13 protein-coding genes are annotated in these 18,309 nt (G+C 68.2%); 2 read left to right on the forward strand and 11 right to left on the reverse strand.

Annotated features, from left to right (window positions below; all coding sequences use genetic code 11):
- Positions 1-129: 129 nt before the first annotated feature.
- The 3 genes from J2T23_RS10645 to J2T23_RS10655 are packed head-to-tail and all read right to left on the reverse strand — an operon-like array spanning position 130 to position 5,319.
- Positions 130-1,689, reverse strand: coding sequence for an FAD-dependent oxidoreductase (locus J2T23_RS10645; protein ID WP_307359787.1), 1,560 nt, complete (start codon positions 1,687-1,689; stop codon positions 130-132).
- Positions 1,686-3,896: a molybdopterin oxidoreductase family protein gene (locus J2T23_RS10650; RefSeq protein ID WP_307359789.1), complete on the reverse strand. Its 2,211-nt coding sequence runs from the start codon at positions 3,894-3,896 to the stop codon at positions 1,686-1,688. Before J2T23_RS10650 ends, J2T23_RS10645 begins: the two co-directional genes overlap by 4 nt.
- A 1-nt stretch (position 3,897) precedes the next feature.
- Positions 3,898-5,319, reverse strand: coding sequence for an MFS transporter (locus J2T23_RS10655; protein WP_141161108.1), 1,422 nt, complete (start codon positions 5,317-5,319; stop codon positions 3,898-3,900).
- A 278-nt stretch (positions 5,320-5,597) separates the two neighbouring features.
- Between J2T23_RS10655 and J2T23_RS10660 the strand changes: the two genes are divergently transcribed.
- On the forward strand, positions 5,598-7,007 hold the full coding sequence (locus J2T23_RS10660) for an MFS transporter (protein WP_307359795.1): 1,410 nt from the start codon (positions 5,598-5,600) through the stop codon (positions 7,005-7,007).
- A 56-nt stretch (positions 7,008-7,063) separates the two neighbouring features.
- On the opposite strand, the gene J2T23_RS10665 is transcribed toward J2T23_RS10660, so the two are convergent.
- From J2T23_RS10665 to J2T23_RS10690, 6 genes are all read right to left on the reverse strand, one after another.
- On the reverse strand, positions 7,064-7,795 hold the full coding sequence (locus tag J2T23_RS10665; RefSeq protein WP_141161106.1) for a glutamine amidotransferase: 732 nt from the start codon (positions 7,793-7,795) through the stop codon (positions 7,064-7,066).
- Positions 7,796-7,902: 107 nt separating this feature from the next.
- Complete coding sequence (locus J2T23_RS10670; RefSeq protein WP_141161105.1) at positions 7,903-8,340, reverse strand: YybH family protein; 438 nt, start codon at positions 8,338-8,340, stop codon at positions 7,903-7,905.
- Positions 8,341-8,348: 8 nt separating this feature from the next.
- Positions 8,349-10,157, reverse strand: coding sequence for an acetyl/propionyl/methylcrotonyl-CoA carboxylase subunit alpha (locus tag J2T23_RS10675; RefSeq protein WP_141161104.1), 1,809 nt, complete (start codon positions 10,155-10,157; stop codon positions 8,349-8,351).
- A 130-nt stretch (positions 10,158-10,287) separates the two neighbouring features.
- The gene (locus J2T23_RS10680; protein WP_141181083.1) at positions 10,288-10,932 is read right to left on the reverse strand and encodes a Maf family protein; all 645 of its coding nucleotides are present in this window, start codon (positions 10,930-10,932) and stop codon (positions 10,288-10,290) included.
- Positions 10,933-10,941: 9 nt separating this feature from the next.
- A complete protein-coding gene (locus J2T23_RS10685) occupies positions 10,942-13,464 on the reverse strand; it encodes an MMPL family transporter (protein ID WP_307359800.1) in 2,523 nt (840 codons plus the stop codon).
- Positions 13,465-13,482: 18 nt separating this feature from the next.
- Positions 13,483-14,172, reverse strand: coding sequence for a TetR/AcrR family transcriptional regulator (locus J2T23_RS10690; protein WP_307359802.1), 690 nt, complete (start codon positions 14,170-14,172; stop codon positions 13,483-13,485).
- A 186-nt stretch (positions 14,173-14,358) separates the two neighbouring features.
- On the opposite strand from J2T23_RS10690, the gene J2T23_RS10695 reads away from it, so the two are divergent.
- Complete coding sequence (locus J2T23_RS10695; RefSeq protein ID WP_307359804.1) at positions 14,359-14,916, forward strand: hypothetical protein; 558 nt, start codon at positions 14,359-14,361, stop codon at positions 14,914-14,916.
- A gap of 89 nt (positions 14,917-15,005) precedes the next feature.
- On the opposite strand, the gene J2T23_RS10700 is transcribed toward J2T23_RS10695, so the two are convergent.
- On the reverse strand, positions 15,006-16,448 hold the full coding sequence (locus J2T23_RS10700) for a dicarboxylate/amino acid:cation symporter (RefSeq protein ID WP_307359807.1): 1,443 nt from the start codon (positions 16,446-16,448) through the stop codon (positions 15,006-15,008).
- A 170-nt stretch (positions 16,449-16,618) separates the two neighbouring features.
- On the reverse strand, positions 16,619-18,304 hold the full coding sequence (locus J2T23_RS10705; protein WP_141181087.1) for a DUF885 domain-containing protein: 1,686 nt from the start codon (positions 18,302-18,304) through the stop codon (positions 16,619-16,621).
- Positions 18,305-18,309 lie beyond the last annotated feature (5 nt).

The following is an 18,309-nucleotide window of genomic DNA, read 5'->3' on the forward strand; positions in this document are numbered from 1 at the left end:
CTGACAGTGGAATCCTGGGACCACTCAAGCCCTGTGGAATCCCGACGCCAAGGGGCCAAAGCCCCGCAGCTGCCAGGCCGCGGCCGCCTGGGGCCGCGGCCGTCGGGTTCCCTGGCCGAGTTTGCGAGGTTAGGGCAAGGCTGGGGAGAAGTGCTGTTCGATGAGCCCCTTGATGTCCTCATGGCAGCCGCCGCAGCCGGTGCCCGCGCGGGTGGACTTGGAAACGTCCGCCACGGTGGAGCAGCCGCCGGTTGCGGCGGCAGCGATGGCCGCCCCGCTGACCCCCGCGCACCGGCAGACGGTGCCCGCGGGATCGGCAGCCCCGCCCCCGGGCAGCTGGTCCGGTCCATCCAGGCGCAGGAGCAGTGACCGGTCGGCGGGAAGCTCGGCACCCCGCTCAAAAAGCCCCACGAGTTCGGCGGCGGTCCGGGGCATGCCCACCGCCACCAGGCCTTCCAGCACGCCGCCGCGGGTGGTCATCTTGACGTACCGGCCGTGCTCCGGATCCGCCCACTGGGCGATCTGCAGGCGCGGCCTGCCGTTGACCGCTCCGGCCGTGAGGGCTTCCTCGTCCCACGGTTCGGCGGCGTTGTCCCCGGCCACGGCCAGGTTCATGCCCCGGGCTTTCAGGACCACGACGCCGGGCTGTTCGGGAGCCAGCGCGGGGAGCACGTCGGCTTCCGCTTCCGCCCCTTCGGCCAACAGGGTGAGGTAGCCGGCCAGCCATTCGGCCTGCCGCCATCCAGGACCCACCAGGCCGGAGGGACCCTTGGCGTTGCGGCAGGCTGCGCAGCGGGGATCCGGGCAGCGCACCTCTGCGCAGTCGCCAATGGCGAAGATATGCGGCTCGTGGTGGGCCCGCAGCCGGTGGTCCACCAGGATCCCGGTGCCGGTGGACAGCCCGCACCCCTCGGCCAGCTCCGTCCGCGGACGGACGCCGCAGGAGATGACCAGGAGGTCGCCGTCGATCGCTGAGCCGTCGTCGAGCAGCAAAGCCGAGAACCCGCCGTCGGGCGCGTTGTGCTCAACGCCGGTGGACCGGGCGTTGCCGGCCACGCGGACGCCGCAGCGGCGCAGCCCCGCAGCCAGGACGGCCCCGCCGCCGCGGTCGATGCTGCGGCCCAGCGGGTGCGGGCCGTTGTGGACCACGGTGACCGTGGCGCCTTCCTCCGCGGCGGCCAGCGCCGTTTCCAAGCCGAGGACGCCGCCGCCCAGGACCACCACGCGCTTGCCGCCCGCCACGGCCTGCCGCAGCACTTCCGCGTCGCGCAGGTCGCGCAAGGCCGTGACGCCCGCAGGCAGCACGGGGGAGGAGGGGTCCGGATTGATGCCGGTGAGGTTGGGGATCACCGGCCGGGATCCGGTGGCAAACACCAGCCGGTCGTAGTGCACGGACGTGCCGTCGGACAGAGCCACCTGCTGCCGTGCCCGGTCCACGCGCTTAACCCGGACGCCCAGCCGGACGTCCACGCCCTCCGCAACCAGCTCGGCGCTGTCGGCGAGGGCGAGGGCATCAGCGGTGGTCCGGCCCACGCCCAGGTCGACCACCAGGACGCGGTTGTAGGCGGCCTCCGTTTCCTGGCCCACCACCCTGAGCCTGGCGTGTCCGCTGCGCACGGCGGGCAGGAGCTCGTCCACCAGCCGGGCGGCCACGGGGCCGAATCCCACAATGACAATCTGCTCGCTCATGAGGCCTCCGTCGTTTGCAGCATGCGGGCGGATTCGGGTGCGGCCACGGGCCGGACCCATACGGTGTTGAACTTGAACTCGGGCATCCCGGAGACCGGATCTGTCGCGGCTTCAGTCAGCCGGTTGGCGCTTTCGGCCCCGGGAAAGTGGAAGGGCAGGAAGACCGTCTCGGGGCGGATGGTGGTGCTGAGCTCCGCCCGGCACACCACCTCTCCGCGCCCGTTGGACACCGACACCAGCGTTCCGGCGCCGATGCCCATGGCGTCGGCCGCCCCGGGGTGGAGCTGCATCCTGGCCTCGGGCTGCGCGGCGGCCAGCTCGGGGACCCGGCGGGTCTGGGCCCCGGATTGGTAGTGCTCCAGGAGGCGGCCGGTGATGAGGGTCATGGCTGTGCCGGCGGGTTCCGTTGCGTGCCCGGCGGCTTCAGCTGCGGGAGTACGACGGCGGCGCGGCGCCACCGGGACCATGACCGCCTTGCCGTCGGCGTGCGCGAAGCCGTCCCTGAACAGGCGGGGCGTTCCGGTGCCGCCCGCAGGGTAGGGCCAGTAGGCGGCCTCGCCGCGGTCCAGCATGGCGTAGTCGATGCCGGAGTAGTCGGCCAGGCCGCCCGCGGAAGCCAGGCGGAGCTCCTCGAAGACAGTTTCCGGGTCCTCGCTGTAGGTGGAGGGGGCGTCCAGGCGCTCGGCCAGGCGGGCCATGATCCAGAGCTCGCTGCGGGCGCCGGCGGGAGGGGAGATGGCGCGGCGGCGGCGCAGCACCCGGCCTTCCAGGTTGGTCAGGGTGCCTTCCTCCTCGGCCCACTGGAGGACTGGAAGAATGAGGTCCGCCTCCGCAGCGGTTTCCGACAGGAAGAAGTCGCACACCACCAGGAAGTCGAGGCTCCGCAGCCCCTTGATGACGGCGTTGGCGTCGGGTGCCGCCACCGCAACGTTGGAGGCGTGGACGAAAAGGCACCGGACGCCGTCGGGCTGGCCCAGTGATTTCAACAGCTGGACTGCGGGCAGGCCGGGCCCCGGAATTGTCTCCTCCGGAACGCCCCAGACTGCGGCGACGTGTGCGCGGGCGGCGGGGTCTGTGATCTTCCGGTAGCCGGGCAGCTGGTCCGCCTTCTGGCCATGCTCCCGGCCGCCCTGGCCATTGCCCTGGCCGGTGAGGGTGCCGTAGCCGCTGCGGGCGGAGCCGGGCAGCCCCAGCAGGAGGCTGAGGTTGATGGCCGCGGTGGCGGTGTCCGTGCCGTCCACGTGCTGTTCCACGCCGCGGCCGGTGAGGATGTAGCTGCCGCCCGCGCGGGCACCGGCGGTGAGCAGGCGGGCGGTTTCGCGGATGAGGTCCGCCGGGACACCGGTGATGGACTGGACGCGTTCGGGCCAGAAGGCGTTTACGCTGCGGACCACGGCGTTGTAGCCCGAGGTGCGCTCCTGGATAAAGGCGGCATCCGCCAGGTTTTCGTGGATGACCACGTGGGAAAGGCCCAACAGGAGGGTGAGGTCGGTGCCCGGGAGGGGCTGGAGGTGGAGCCCGGCGCCGTCGGCCGTGAAGGCCGCGGTGGCGGAACGCCGCGGATCCACCACCACCAGGCCGCCGGCGTCGCGGGCCCCCTGCAGGTGCTGGACGAACGGCGGCATGGTCTCGGCGACGTTGGAGCCGAGCATCAGGATGGTGCTGGCGGTGTCCAAGGCTTCGAGCGGGAAGGGCAGGCCGCGGTCCACGCCGAAGGCGCGCATTCCCGCCGCGGCGGCTGAGGACATGCAGAACCTGCCGTTGTAGTCGATCCGGGAGGTGCCCAGGGCCAGCCGGGCGAACTTGCCCAGCATGTAGGCCTTTTCGTTGGTGAGGCCGCCGCCGCCGAAGACACCGACGGCGTCGGCACCGTACCGGGCGCGGGCGTCCTTCACTGCCGCGGCGGCGAGGTCCAGGGCCTGGTCCCAGCCGATGGGCCGGTGGACGCCGTCGGCGCCTTTCAACAGGGGTTCGGTGATCCGGCCCGCGTGGTTCAGGAGGCTGGCCGAGGTCCAGCCCTTGCGGCACAGGCCGCCTCTGTTGGTGGGGAAATCCCGGCCGGCAACCTCCAGTGCGGGCGCGGGATCCGGTGCAGGCACGGGGCCCGGCCCCGGCTGTGAAGCCGGGGCCAGGTCCACCGGGGACGTGAGCGTCATGGCGCACTGCAGGGCGCAGTAGGGGCAGTGCGTGGCGGCGCTTTTGGCCATGTTAGACGTGTCCCATCGCGTTCCGGCCGGCGTTGCGGATGTAGCAGGTCCAGCAGACCACCAGCATGAGGACGTAGGCGCCGACGAACCCGTAGAAGGCTGGAGTGTAGGAGCCGCTGGCGGTGCTGGAGGCATTGAGCACCTGTGGGATCACGAAGCCGCCGTAGGCGCCGATCGCCGAGATCAGGCCGAGGGCGGAGGATGCGAGCCGCTGGGTGGCCACGGAGCTTGCACCCTGGCGCGCAGCCCGGCTGGACGTGGCGAAGATGACCGGAATCATCCGGTACGTTGCACCGTTGCCGAAGCCGCTGGCAGTGAAAAGCATCAGGAAGAGGACCAGGAAGAGCAGGAAGTTCTTGAGCGGAAGTGTCCAGATCATGGTCAGCGTGATCACGGCCATGGCGGCGAAGGCGGATACAGTCATCCGGGCTCCGCCCATGCGGTCCGCCATGCGTCCGCCGTAGGGGCGGGCCAGGGATCCCACCAGGGGGCCGAGGAACGCCAGGGACAAGGCCACGCTGCCCACGGCGATGGAGGAGAACGCGGGGAAGTAGTCCTTGATCAGCTTGGGGAACACTCCGGCGAAGCCGATGAAGGAGCCGAAAGTGCCGATGTACAGCAGCGCCATGATCCACAGGTGCGGTTCCTTCAGCGCCGCGACCGAACCGGCTACGTCGCCTTTGGCGCTGGTGAGGTTGTTCATGTACTTGAAGGCGCCGAAGGCTGCGAGCAGGATGAGCGGGACCCACATCCAGCCGGCCATCGGAAGGTTGACGGTGCCGGCGGCCAGCAGGGTGATGACGATGGGAACGGCAAGCTGTGCGACGGCGGCGCCCAGGTTCCCGCCGGCGGCGTTCAGGCCCAGCGCCCAGCCTTTTTCCCGGGCCGGGTAGAAGAACGTGATGTTGGCCATCGAACTGGCGAAGTTGCCGCCGCCGAAGCCGGCCAGGGCAGCCACCAGGAGCATGACGCCGAATGGCGTGCCCGGATTCGAGACGCAGAGGGCCAGCCCGGTGGAGGGGATCAGGAGCAGCAGGGCGGACACGATAGTCCAGTTGCGGCCGCCGAAGCGGGGGACCATGAACGTGTAGGGAATGCGGAGGGTGGCACCCACCAGGCTTGGCATGGAGATGAGCCAGAAGATTTCCGAGGTGGAGAAGGTAAAGCCTGCAGCGGGGAGTTGGACCACCACGATGGACCACAGCTGCCAGACGACGAAGCCGAGGAACTCGGCGAAGATGGACCAGTTCAGGTTGCGGCGGGCGATGGCCCGGCCTGCGGCCTCCCACTGCTCCTTGTTCTCGGCATCCCAGTTGGCGATCCAGCGGCCGGGGCGGAATTCAAGGGCAGGGGCGTCAGTAGTGCGGGTAGGGCCGGGCTGTGCGCTGGCGGATACGGCATCAACGGTGCGGTCAACAGTCACGGGTTACCTCCTTCGGGGAATGTTGTTCCTCCAAGGTAGGGACGGCTCGTTTCGCGGACGGTCGAGGTTTGTTAACGCGCTGTGACTTTTGCCTATCCGGGGCGGCCGGACGGCGTGAGGCGGCGGCGGGGGTCCGGCATATGGGATCCACAACACTGGTCCGCATTGTGGACGTTTCGTCCATTGACTGGACGTTGGGAAGTAAGATCAAACTCTAACTATTCGAGCCGGGAGGCAGCACTGCCTGCGCCCGGCCGGTCACACGAAAGCGTTTACCCATGTCATCCACCGATACCACCAAGGTGCCTGGTTCGCACCAGCCGGTGAACTCCCGCGGCCGCGTCATCGTGGCAAGCCTGATCGGCACCACCGTGGAGTTCTACGACTTCTACGTCTATGCCACGGCCGCCGTGCTCGTGTTCCCGAAGCTCTTCTTCCCGGGCGCGAACGAAACCACCCAGCTGCTAAGCTCCTTCGCCGTCTTCGGCGTGGCCTTCATCGCCCGCCCCCTCGGCTCGATTGTCTTCGGGCACTTCGGCGACAAGTTCGGCCGCAAGGGAACCCTTGTTGCGTCGCTGCTGACCATGGGCATCGCCACCTTCCTCATCGGCTGCCTTCCCACGGCGCTGGTTCCGGGCTGGGAGTTCTGGGCTCCGGCCATGCTGGTGGTCATGCGCTTCGCCCAGGGCCTGGCCCTCGGCGGCGAGTGGAGCGGCGCGGCCCTGCTGGCCACCGAGAACGCCCCGGCCAACAAGCGCGCCGTCTACGGCACTTTCCCGCAGCTCGGAGCCCCCATTGGCTTCATCATCGCCAACGTCATCTTCCTGGTGGCAAGCTACACGCTGACACCGGAGGCCTTCGCGGCCTGGGGCTGGCGCGTGCCGTTCCTGCTCAGCGCCGTCATGGTGATCCTGGGCCTCTACGTCCGGCTCAAGTTGATCGAAACCCCCGCCTTCACCAAGGTGGTGGAGTCCAACGAGGTAGCCAAGCTGCCGCTGGGACGCGTCTTCAAGTCCAGCTGGCGCCAGCTGATCCTGGGCACCTTCATCATGCTGGCCACCTATGTGCTGTTCTACCTGATGACCACGTTCACGCTGACCTACGGCACCAAGCCCACCCTGGCCGGCGCACAGGCGGCCGCAGAAAAGGCCGGCAAGCCCATGTCCGAAGCCGCCGCCGCAGCGTTCGTTCCCGGCCTGGGCTACTCCCGCAACGACTTCCTCTGGATGCTGATTGCCGGCGTCGTCTTCTTCGGCATCTTCACCCTGGTTTCCGGCCCGCTGGCCGAGAAGTACGGCCGCCGCAAGATGCTGATGGCCGTCACCGCCGGGATCTTCGTGTTCGGCCTGCTGTTCGTCCCGCTGTTCAGCGGCGGCTTCGTGGGCACCATGGGCCTGCTGATCCTCGGTTTCTCCCTCATGGGCCTGACCTTCGGCCCCATGGGTGCTCTGCTGCCGGAACTGTTCCCCACGAACGTCCGCTATACCGGCTCGGCCATCAGCTACAACTTCTCCAGCATCCTGGGTGCCGCGGTGGCCCCGTTCATCGCAGTGGCCCTGTGGGAAGCCGCGAAGGGCAGCCCTGTCCTGGTGGGCGTGTACCTGACGTCCATGGCCGTGCTGACCCTGATCGCGCTGTTCCTGACGCGCGAGACCCGCGACCTTGACTACGAGAACAACGTGGCCTGATTCTCCAACGCCACAATGCCCGGCGCGGCCATCCGGCCCGCCGGGCATTTTCATGCTCACCGGGCGTAGCGGGCCACGAAGTTCTTCAGCACCGCCATGGGCTCGGTGATCGTGAATTGCCGTGCCGCGGCCATGAGCTCTTCAGCTGATTCCGGCGGAAAGTACCCGGCGTCCCGGTAGATATCGATCCGCGTCACCAATCCGTCGGCGTCCAGCTCCGGGTGGAACTGGGTGGCATAAAGGTTGGTCCTGACGCGGAACATGTGGACCGGGCAGGTGGCGGCCCGTGCCAGCAGGACGGCGTGCGGGGGCAGTGAGCGGACGGCTTCCTTGTGCCCGGTCAATGCCGTGAAGGTTTGGGGTACGCCCTGCAGGATGGGGTCCTGGAGGCCTTCAGCGGTCAGTTCCACCTCCACCGCGCCGAGGGGCTCGCCATAGGTCCGGTCGATCACGGCGCCCTGGTGGCTGCCCAAGGTGCCCACCCCGTAGCAGGCGCCAAGGAACGGAAAGTCGCGGGCCACCAGCTGGTCCAGCAGGGCGGCAAGCTCCCGCTCCACCCGGTGCTGGACCGGGGTCTTTTGCTCCGGCGGATCGCTGGAGGTGAACGGGCTGCCGCCGACGATGACGCCGGAATAATCCGCAAGATCCAGCGCGGGCAGGGGAGTGGCCTCAAGCCTGACCCGGCGGAGCTCCCGTTCCTCAAGCCCGCCGTACCTCAGGTAGGCGGCGTATTCATCCTCCGCGGCAGCATTTTCAGCACGTGATGCGAGGAGGAGGAATGGCAGCATGAGCTAAGTCTGCATCCTGGCGGCGCCGCCTGCCAGCACAGCCGTGCGCGTGGCAGCGCCGCATAGGTGGATGTCTAGCCGGGGCGGATGGTAGGCCCGGCGAACGCTCAGCCTGTGGGCTGCGCCAGGGAGCGGCGGGACTGGGACCGGGCCGCAGGGTCGGCGTGGCGGTGCACCAGCTTCCAGTAGCCCTCCTCGCGGCGGAAGATGCTGGTCACGCGCAGCGCGAACTCCTCGGTGGCGGCAGCGCCGTCCAGGCGGGCCCGGAAGTGTTCGGTCTCCACCAGGTACGCGGTGTCGCGGGCCGTGTAGGAGGTGACGGTATCGAAGCCGAGCATCTCGCCGTCGCGGAACTGCCGCGCCGCCTGGTCCAGCCGGGCCTCCACCTGGGCCCAGCCGCGGGCTATCCCGCCGAACGGGTTGGCCAGGGTGACGTCGTCCAGCCGGGAGTACAGTTCCTTGATCGGGGCGGTGTTGCCCCGGGTGATCTCGGGAACCGCCTGGTGGTAGCGGGCCACTTCTTCCTGGAAACTTGGTGCCAGCATCCGGCTTCCTAGTCTTCGATCGTGGCGATGATGGCGCCCGCGGACACCGTTTCGCCGGCGGTTGCCGTCAGGCCCGTAATGGTGCCGGACCGGTGCGCGGTGAGGGGCTGCTCCATCTTCATGGCCTCCAGGACCACCACCAGGTCGCCCTCGGACACCACGTCACCGTGCGAAACGGCGACCTTCACGATGGTTCCCTGCATGGGGGAAGTGAGGGCGTTGCCCGTGGCGGCAGCGGGACCTGCGGAACGTGAGCGCTTCTTGGACTTGCCGGGCTTGCCGGCGGCTGCGGCGGTGCCGGGGGTGCCCAGGGATGCCGGGAGCACCACTTCCAGGCGCTTGCCGCCCACCTCGACGACGACGCGCTGGCGTTCGCCGGCGTCGGCCTCTTCTTCCGCGGTGCCGCTGGGTGTCCAGGCGGGGATGTCGTTGACGAAGGCGGTCTCGATCCAGCGGGTGTGGACCTTGAACGGGCCGTCCGCGGGGGCGAAGTCGGGGTTGCTGACCACGGCGAGATCGAACGGGATGACGGTGGGAATGCCCTCGACCACCATTTCCTCCAGGGCACGCCGGGAGCGCTGCAGTGCCTGGGTGCGGGTGGCGCCGGTAACGACCAGCTTCGAGAGCATCGAGTCGAAGTTACCGCTGATGACGTCGCCCTGCTCCACGCCGGAGTCGATCCGCACGCCGGGCCCGGTGGGGTTCTTCAGGACACTGATGGTGCCGGGGGAGGGCAGGAAGTTCCGGCCCGGGTCCTCGCCGGTGATGCGGAACTCGATGGAGTGGCCGCGGACCTCGGGGTCGCCGTAGCCCAGTTCCTCGCCGCGGGCCAGCCGGAACTGCTCGCGGACCAGGTCGATTCCAGTGACTTCCTCGGAGACGCAGTGCTCCACCTGGAGGCGGGTGTTGACCTCAAGGAAGGAAATGGTGCCGTCCTGGCCCACAAGGAACTCGCAGGTCCCCGCGCCCAGGTAGCCGGCTTCCTTCAGGATGGCCTTGGAGGATTCGTAAAGCCGCTGGTTCTGTTCCGGGGTGAGGAACGGGGCCGGGGCCTCCTCCACGAGCTTCTGGTTGCGGCGCTGCAAGGAGCAGTCGCGGGTGGAGACCACCACGACGTTGCCGTGTGCGTCGGCGAGGCATTGGGTCTCAACGTGCCGGGGAGCGTCCAGGAAGCGCTCGATGAAGCACTCGCCGCGGCCGAAGGCGGCCGTGGCTTCACGGACGGCGGACTCGAAGAGCTCGGGGATTTCCTCGCGGGTGCGGGCCACCTTGATGCCGCGTCCTCCGCCGCCGAAGGCCGCCTTGATGGCCACGGGCAGGCCGAACTTGTCCACGAATTCCAGGATTTCCTCGGCGGATTCCACGGGGTCTGCGGTGCCGGGGACCTGCGGGGCGCCGACCTTCTCGGCGATGTGGCGGGCCTGGACCTTGTCGCCCAGGGCGGAGATGGCCTCGGGGGAGGGGCCGATCCAGGTGATGCCGGCGGCGATGACCTTGGCGGCGAAATCGGCGTTCTCCGCCAGAAACCCATAGCCGGGGTGGATGGCGTCGGCGCCGGACTGGCGGGCGGCGTCAATGATCTTGTCCATCACCAGGTACGACTCGGCGGCCGTGGTGCCACCCAGGGCATAGGCCTCGTCAGCGAGCCGGACGTGCAGTGCGTCGCGGTCCGGGTCGGCGTAGACAGCCACGGAGGCGATGCCTTCGTCCCGGGCCGCCCGGATGATCCGCACGGCGATTTCACCGCGGTTGGCGATCAGCACCTTTGTGAGGCTGGGCTGCGTGGTTCCTGCGGACTGCTCCAAATTTGCTGACAAGGCGTCTCCTTCTTTCCTTCAGGGAGCCTAGCGCGGTTTTGGAGGTTCCGCCGATATTACTTGCGGAATCCGCGTGTAAAGCAGCCGTCCTTTGTAGGGAAGCTACAAGGGTGCCTAAAAAAGTACACGCCTACCGCGGCGGCCAGAGATCCGTGATGCGCACATTGGCGGCGGCGAGCAGGCCCCGCAGGGTGGAGACGGAAAGGCCGACGACGGCGTGCGGGTCGCCGTCGACCTTGCGGATGAAAGCGCCGCCCAGGCCGTCGATGGTGAAGGAACCTGCGCAGTGCAGCGGTTCACCGGTGGCGATGTAGGCGTCAATCTCCTCCGGGGCCATGTCCAGGAAGGAAACCTCGGCGGAGGCGACCGCCCCGAGCGTGGCGCCCGAGCCGCGGCCGCCGCCGGCGTCGTCGTCCGTGTCCCGGCAGTCCACCAGCCAGTGCCCGGTGTGCAGCACCCCCGCGCTGCCGCTCATCCGCAGCATCCGGTCGCGGGCGACGTCGGCCGTGTACGGCTTGCCGTGCGCCTCGCCGTCGAACTCGAAGACGGAGTCGCAGCCCAGCACCAGGGCGCCCTCCGCTTCCGGCAGGGATGCGACGGCCTCCGCCTTGGCCCGGGCCAGCAGCAGTGCGGTGTCGTGCGGGTCCGTCACGCCGTACCGTTCCTGGACGGCCGCCTCGTCGACGTCGGAAACCAGCACGGTGTGCCGGATGCCGGCCTCGGCCAGGAGCTTGGTGCGGGCGGGGGACTGGGACGCGAGGATCAGATGGAGCACGGTCCCAGCCTAGTGGACCAGTTCGCCGGGCACCGGCGTCCCCTGGCCACGGTTGAGCCTGGCACCTTCCACGTCCACATCCGGCAGGATCCGGTCCAGCCAACGCGGCAGCCACCAGGATCTGGCACCGAGCAGGTACATCACGGCCGGAACGATGGTCATCCGGACCACGAACGCGTCAAACAGGACGCCGAAGGCCATTGCGAAGCCCAGCGGCCGGACCATGGTGAGGTGGCTGAAGATGAAGCCGGAGAACACGCTGACCATGATGATCGCGGCGGCGGTGACCACTGCGGCTGCGTGCCGGAACCCCACCCTGACCGCTTCCTTGGCGGATGATCCGTGCATGTAGGCCTCGCGCATGCCGGAGGCGATGAACACCTGGTAGTCCATGGCGAGGCCGAACAGCACGCCGATCAGGATGATGGGCAGGAAGCTCAGCACGGCGCCGGGGTTGGCCACGTCGAAGATATTCCCCAGCCAGCCCCACTGGTAGACAGCCACGACGGCGCCGAAGGCGGCCGACAGGGACAGCAGGAAGCCGCCCGTGGCCAGCAGCGGCACCACGATGGAGCGGAACACCAGCAGCAGCAGGACCAGGGAAAGTCCGACGACGATCGCCAGGTACGGCGGCAGGGCGTCGCCGAGCTTGGTGGAGACATCCACGTTGCCGGCAGTCTGGCCGGTCAGGCCCATGGCGACGTCGTAGTCGGCCTTGATCTCCCCGTTCAGGCCGCGGAGGTCGGCGACCACCTTGACCGTGCTGGCGCTGGCGGGACCTTCCTTGGGGATGACCTGGAAGACGGCGGTGCGGCGGTCTTCGCTGAGGGCCACCGGCACGGCGGCCACCACGTCGTCCACGGCACGGAGCTTGTCCGCGATGTCGTACTGCAGCCTCTGCGCCTGGGCCGCATCCAGGTTCGCGGGGAACTCGCCCACGGCCACGATGGGGCCGGTGACGCCCTCGCCGAAGCTGCGTGCCGTCAGGTCGTAGGCCTGGTAGGCCTCGGACTCCACGGGCTCGGATCCGCCGTCAGGCAGTGCCAGCTGGAGCTGGGTGGCAGGCAATGCCAGGGTGCCCAGCAGGAGGACGCCGGCGACGAGCGCAACCCAGGGGTGCTTGGTGACCAGGCCGCCCCACCCGTGGGTGCTTCGTTCGCGGTCGGTGGCAAGGTCCGCCGCCTCGTGGCCCGGTTCGGCGTTGTGGGCCTCGGACTTGGCCCATGCCCGCCTGGAGATGATGCGGCGGCCGATCAGGGACAACATGGCGGGGGTCAGGGTGATGGCGACCAGTACCGCCACCGCCACGGTTCCTGCGGCTGCCAGCCCCATGACGGTGAGGAACGGCAGACCGGGGACCACCAGGGCGGCGAGGGCAATGATCACGGTGAGGCCGGCGAAGACGACGGCGTTGCCGGAGGTTCCGTTGGCCCGGGCCACGGATTCTTCAGGGTCCATGCCGCCCAGGAGCTGGGTCCGGTGCCGGTTGACGATGAACAGCGAGTAGTCGATGCCGACAGCCAGGCCCAGCATGAGGGCCAGCATGGGGGAGATGGAGCTCATGTCGAACAGGCCGGAGAGGGCAAAGGTGATGCCGACGCCCACACCGACGCCGATGATGGCCATCAGCAGCGGCAGGCCCGCCGCGATCAGCGTTCCCAGCATGAGGATCAGGACCAGGGCCGCGACGGCGATGCCGACGATCTCCGCTGTGCCGAACAGGGCCGAGATGTCTTCGGTGATTTCCTTGCTGGCAAAGGCCTTGACGCCTGCGGAGGACGTCTCGTGGGCGATTTCCTGTACCTGCTTGCGGACCGAGGGGGCCAGGCCGTTGATGGAGGTGTTGAACTGCACCTGGGCCACGGCGGCCTTGTTGTCCGCGGACACGAACCGGATGGCCGAGGCCGCCTGGGCCTGGCGCTTGCCAAGTTCCAGCTTCGCCTTGTTGGCCTGCAGTTCCTGTGCGCCGGCGTCGAGTTTGGCCTGGCCGGCGGCCAGAACTGCCTTCTGCTGGCCCAGTTGTGCCTCGACCACGGCCGCGGGCGCACCGGCGGCGGTGAGCTGCTGTTCAGCCGCTGCCAGCTGCGCCTTGCCCGCCTCCAGCTGGGCGCGGGAGGCATCCAGCTGCGCCTGGCCGGCCGCCAGTTGCTGTTCGCCGTCGGTGATGGACTTGCCGGCCTGGTCCACCTGGGCCTGGGTGGCGAACGGATCAACCGTGCCGCGGACCTCGGGGAGGGCTTGCAGCTTCTTCAGCGCATCCGTCACGGCCGACCGGCTCCCGGCCGTGAATCCGCCGTCGGGGGCTTCGAAGACGATCGTGGCGCTTCCGCCCGAGGCTGCGGGCAAATCCTGCTTGAGCTTGTCCGCGATCCGCTGGGTCTCGGTGCCAGGGATCTGGAAGTTGTTGGACAGCCTGCCGTGGAAAGCCGCGGCGGAACCGCCGACGGCCACCAGGACGGCAAGCCAGAGGGAAATGACAAGCCAGCGCCGGCGGTACGAGAACTTGCCGAGGCGGTAAAGGAGGAGTGCCATGCGGGAGGACCGATCTGATCAGGAGGAACGGGTGGCGGATGGGAAAGCGGTGGTGGTGAAGCCGGCGCCCAGCAGGGCCATGGCATCGATGAGCAGTTGGCGGAGTTCGGCCAGGGAGGCGGGTGAGAGGTCCGGGCCGCGCCGGCTGAACCAGACCTCCATGGCGGCCTTTCCACAGGAGATGATGGAGCCGGCCAGGGCGTGGACGTAGAGTTCGTCCCGCTCGCCGGGGGTTCCGGCGAGGCGTTCGCGGGCCACGGTGAAGACCTGGGCCCGGCAGTGGTCCCACGCCTCCAGTTCCGTGTGGGACATCAGCGGACTCTGCTGGGTCAGCGAGAACAGTTCCGCGAGCGGGGCGATGGCCTTGGGGTCGGCCAGGGCCACCAGGGCGGCCTGGGCCGACTCCAGCATGGGTTCGTCCGCCGGCCGGAGGCGCAGCTGCTGGATGGCGTTGTCCAGGAAGCCATGGACGATGGAGGCCAAGGCGGCGTCGGTGCTGCTGAAGTAGTTGAAGAAGGTACGGCGGGAGATTCCTGCGGTGTCGGCGATGTCCTCCACCGTGAAGTTGCCGGGGCCTTTGGAACGCAGGAGGCCCAGCGCGGCGTCGGTAATGGCCTGGCGCGTGGCGGCCTTGTTCAGCTCGCGGCGGGAAGGGGCGGCGGGCACGGCGTCCTGCGGGGTCTCCGGGGAGGAAAGCGGATCTGGCACAGGCTTACACTACGTGCAACTTTGCACTCTATGCAAATAATTACCCGGGTGTAGTGATCTGGATTCACAGGAGAACGAAAGGTTCCCGACAGCCTTTCCTGAACCTGGTGGACGATGCTGGAAATGTCCCGCCGCGAGGCGTATCACCAGCAGCCGTCAGGCGACGGCGAATGAGGAGACAGAGAAATGACCCGCACGAAGAAGATGACCCTGGGCCTGTCAGCCGCGGCGCTGGCGCTCGGTGCAGGAATCGGCGTGGCCGGCATGGCATCGGCCACCACCACTGCGCCCACTCCCACCCCGAGCGCGAGTTCCAGTGCCTCGGCCGACGGCTCCGCCGGAACCGACCACGGCGGCATGGGCAGGCACGGCGGTCGCGGCGGCAACGGCATGGAGCAGGCTTCTGCCCTGGCGGCGAAGCTCGGCGTGGACGAAGCCAAGGTGACGGACGCCTTGAAGGCCTTCCGCGAAGCCAACAAGCCCACCACTCCGCCCGCCGACGGCCAGAAGCCGGACCCCGCGGCCCGCGAAGCCGCCCTCGCCAAATCGCTGGCGGCCTCGCTGGGAATCGACGAGGCCAAGGTGACGGCAGCCCTCCAGGAGATCCGCAGCGAGGAGCAGTCAGAACACGCTGCCGAACTCAAGACCCGCCTGGACAAGGCAGTGACGGACGGCAAACTCACACAGGCCGAAGCCGACGCCGTGACCAAGGCAGTCCAGAACGGGGTGATTGGCGGACGCTGACTGCTGCCCGCCCACTGCGGGCTGGGGCGAAGTCCTTAAGCAAAGACGTCCCCGGGAGCATATCCCGGGGACGTCTTTTTGCTGGCGCGTTATGCGTTGGCATCCTGCAGCTCGCGGGATGCGGTCCCGGCGCTGGTGCCGTCCGTTGCGGAACCATCGGCGGGAGCATCGCTGTCATCCACGAACGGGGTGCCGTTGCGGGGTGCGTTGTACAGCGATTCGTCCAGGATGCCCTGGCGCTTGGCCACGATGGTGGGGACCAGGGCCTGGCCTGCCACGTTCACCGCGGTGCGGCCCATGTCGAGGATGGGGTCGATGGCCAGCAGCAGGCCGACGCCGGCCAGCGGCAGGCCGAGCGTGGAGAGCGTCAGGGTGAGCATCACCACGGCGCCGGTGGTGCCGGCGGTTGCGGCGGAGCCAAGGACGGAGACCAGGGCGATCAGCAGGTACTGGCTGAAGTCCAGGTGGATGCCGAAGAACTGGGCCACGAAGATCGCGGAGATGGCAGGGTAGATGGCTGCGCAGCCGTCCATCTTGGTGGTGGCGCCCAGCGGTACGGCGAAGGAGGCGTACGCGCGGGGCACTCCGAGGCTGCGTTCAGTCACGCGCTGGGTCAGCGGGAGGGTGCCCACTGAGGAGCGGGAAACGAAAGCCAACTGCACTGCGGGCCATACGCCGGAGAAGTACTGCTTGATGGACAGGCCATGGCTGCGGACCAGGATCGGGTACACCACGAACAGCACGAGCACCAGGCCGGCGTAGATGGCCACGGTGAACTTTCCCAGCGAGCCGATGGTGTCCCAGCCGTAGACGGCCACGGCATTGCCGATGAGGCCGACGGTTCCCAGCGGTGCGATGCGGATGATCCACCAGAGCACCTTCTGGATCACGGCGAGGGCTGACGCGTTCAGGTTCAGGAACGGCTCTGCTGCCTTGCCCACCTTGAGGGCGGCAACGCCCACCGCGATGGCGATGACGAGGATCTGCAGGACGTTGAAGCTGATGGACGTGGTGACGGCGCCGGAATCGCCGACAGTGGAGCTGGCACCCAGGCCGAGGAAGTTCTTCGGGAAGAGGCCCACGAGGAAGGCCCACCAGTCACCGGACTTGCCGGTGTACTTGGCGTCTCCGCTGATGCCCGTGTTGGCGCCGGGCTGCAGGAGCACGCCCAGGCCGATGCCGATCAGCACGGCGATCAGGGACGTGATGGCGAACCACAGGAGCGTGTTCCATGCGAGCCGGGCGGCGTTGGACACCTGGCGCAGGTTGGAAATGGAACTGACGACGGCGGTAAAGATCAGGGGAACGACGGCGGTCTGCAGCAGGGACACGTAGCTTGAGCCGATGGTCTGCAGCGTGGCGCCGAGGGCGTTGGGGTTGGTCTTGGTGCTGCCGGTGTACTTGGCCAGCAGGCCGAGGCCGAGGCCCACAATGAGGGCGGCAATGATCTGGAAGCCGAACGAACCCGCCCACTTGGGGAGCTGGAATCCGGTCTTCCCTGCGGGGGAGGGGGTGCTTGTCTGAGTGCTCACCAGAACAAGCTAGACCCCCACCTCATACCACGTCGAAAGAATATTGAGAAATATTACGCATTCACATTTGCCTACGAACCTGGAAAACCCCGGAAATACAAGGCAGACGGTGGCTATTGTTACTTATTCCCGTCACGGATGTGCTTAATGTCTCGCCGGGCATGGGCGAGTCAGGAAAGCAGCGCCCGGCGGAGGGTGTCCAATCCTACGGAGCCGATGTTGAGGGCCTTGGTATGGAACTCCTTGAGGTCGAACCCCGGCCGCGCCTCGAGCTCGGCGCGGATTTGTTCCCAAAGCCGCTGTCCCACCTTGTAGGAGGGGGCCTGCCCGGGCCAGCCGAGGTACCGGGTGAACTCAAAGTTGAGCTGGCCTTCGCTGATGGGCAGGTTTTCCTTCAGGAATGCGTAGCCCTTGTCGGCGGTCCAGGTGCCGGTTCCCCAGCGTTCGGGCATCCCGAGTTCCAGGTGCACGCCGATATCGAAGACCACGCGCGCGGCCCGCATGCGCTGCATGTCCAGCATTCCCATATGGTCGCCGGGATCGTCCAGGTAGCCCAGTTCCTGCATGAGCTTCTCGGCGTAAAGGGCCCACCCTTCGCCGTGGCCGGAGGTCCAGCAGACGTTCCGGCGCCACTTGTTGAGCAGCTCGCGCCGGTAGGTTGCAGTGGCGACCTGCAGGTGGTGGCCCGGGACGCCCTCGTGGTACACGGTGGTGGTTTCGGCCCAGGTGGTGAAGGTGTCCTCCCCGGCGGGGACTGACCACCACATGCGGCCGGGGCGGCTGAAGTCGTCGGACGGACCGGTGTAGTAGATGCCGCCTTCGTCGGTGGGGGCGATCCGGCACTCGAGCTTCTTCATGACGTCGGGGATGTCGAAGTGCACGCCGGCGAGTTCGGCCACCGCCCTGTCCGAGACATCCTGCATCCACCTCTGCAGCGCCTCCGTGCCTTTCAACTGCCGGGCGGGGTCGTTGTTGAGGATGTCCTTGGCCTCGGCAATGGATGTCCCCGGCTTGATGGCGTGCGCCACCTGTTCCTGTTCGGCGATGAGGCGGTCCAGTTCCTGGACGCCCCACGCGTAGGTTTCCTCCAGGTCCACTTCAGCGCCGAGGAAGGACCGGGAAGCGAGGGCGTAGCGGGCCCGGCCGACGGCATCCTTTTCCGGCGCTGCGGGCAGCAGCTCTGTGCGCAGGAATTCGGCCAGGTCACTGTACGCACGGCGCGCTGCGTCAGCACCGGCGTCGAGCATTTCCTGCAGGTTCGCCGGCAACGGCCCGGCGGAGGTGGAGGCGCCGGCACCTAGCTTGGCGAAGAAGCCGTCCCCGGCGGCGTATTTGGTCACCTGTTCGATGACGATCCGCACCTGGCGTGCAGCGGCCACCTTCCCGGCATCCCTTGCCAAACGCAGGGACTCGGTGTAGCCGCTGATGGCTGCCGGCACGTTGTGCGCGCGGCCGGCGATGTGCTCCCAGTCCTGCTCGGTTTCGGTGGGCATGAGGTCGAAGATGGCGCGGATGTCCTGGGCCGGCGACGCGATGTTGTTCAGCTCCGCATATTCCCAGCCGGAAGCGTGGATCAGCAGCTGCAGGCCCAACCGTTCCTGCATGGCGTCCAGGGTGACGGCGTCCACGTCGTCTTCCGGTTCCAGGCCCTCCAGGGCCACGAGGGCAGCCCGTGCTGCCTCCGCGAAACCGGCGACGCCGGCGGGGGAGAAGTCCTGGTACTCCGTCTCATGTCCCGGCAGGCCAAGGGTGGTGGCAAAGGTGGGGTTGAGCCTGATCAGGGTGTCCGTGTAGGTGTCCGCGACGGCGTCGATCCGGGTGTGCGGGCGCGCGGCGGGTGCAGTGTCGATAGTCACATGCC

Source organism: Pseudarthrobacter niigatensis (assembly GCF_030812615.1).
GTDB classification, from domain to species: Bacteria; Actinomycetota; Actinomycetes; order Actinomycetales; family Micrococcaceae; genus Arthrobacter; species Arthrobacter niigatensis.

Excerpts from the sequence above, each read along its gene's own strand:
- J2T23_RS10645 (WP_307359787.1), bottom strand. The coding sequence starts at position 1,689 with ATGAGCGAGCAGATTGTCATTGTGGGATTCGGCCCCGTGGCCGCCCGG.
- J2T23_RS10650 (WP_307359789.1), bottom strand. The coding sequence starts at position 3,896 with ATGGCCAAAAGCGCCGCCACGCACTGCCCCTACTGCGCCCTGCAGTGC.
- J2T23_RS10660 (WP_307359795.1), top strand. The coding sequence starts at position 5,598 with ATGTCATCCACCGATACCACCAAGGTGCCTGGTTCGCACCAGCCGGTG.
- J2T23_RS10665 (WP_141161106.1), bottom strand. The coding sequence starts at position 7,795 with ATGCTGCCATTCCTCCTCCTCGCATCACGTGCTGAAAATGCTGCCGCG.
- J2T23_RS10670 (WP_141161105.1), bottom strand. The coding sequence starts at position 8,340 with ATGCTGGCACCAAGTTTCCAGGAAGAAGTGGCCCGCTACCACCAGGCG.
- J2T23_RS10685 (WP_307359800.1), bottom strand. The coding sequence starts at position 13,464 with ATGGCACTCCTCCTTTACCGCCTCGGCAAGTTCTCGTACCGCCGGCGC.
- J2T23_RS10695 (WP_307359804.1), top strand. The coding sequence starts at position 14,359 with ATGACCCGCACGAAGAAGATGACCCTGGGCCTGTCAGCCGCGGCGCTG.